Below are 413 nucleotides of genomic sequence, written 5' to 3'. Positions count from 1 at the left end.
TCAGCGCCGTGCGCTGCCGATCCTCGCACGGCTGCACGCCAAGCTCGAGACGATGGCCACCTACCTGGCGCCGAAAAGCGACTTGGGCAAAGCGGTCGCCTACGCCCTGAACCACTGGCAGGGCCTGGTCCGTTACACCGAGGATGGGCGGCTGGACATCACCAACAACTATGCAGAACGGCTCCTGCGTGGACTCTGCGTCGGGCGCAAGAACTGGAACTTCGCCGGTTCCCGGGAAGGTGCCGAGGCGATGATGGTGCTGCTGACCATCGTCGAGACCTGCAAGCAGAACGGGGTCAATGTCCGGCGCTACCTCGAAGACGTGCTGGAGCGCATCCAGGATTACCCCGCCAACCGCATCCGGGAACTGCTGCCCTACCACTGGAGCGATCCTCAGGCCGCATAAGCGAGTC

At 63.9% G+C, this 413-nt stretch carries 1 protein-coding gene; it reads left to right on the top strand.

Going from position 1 to position 413, the window contains the following annotated elements; all coding sequences use genetic code 11:
- A partial coding sequence (locus LRA98_RS12930) for an IS66 family transposase (RefSeq protein WP_238634291.1) occupies nt 1-406 on the top strand: 406 nt, incomplete at its 5' end.
- Nucleotides 407-413 lie beyond the last annotated feature (7 nt).

The sequence above is a fragment of the Halorhodospira sp. M38 genome (genome assembly GCF_022227985.1).
In the GTDB taxonomy this organism is placed as follows: Bacteria; Pseudomonadota; Gammaproteobacteria; order Nitrococcales; family Halorhodospiraceae; genus Halorhodospira; species Halorhodospira halophila_A.
This window is presented reverse-complemented; position numbering and strand designations above follow the sequence as displayed.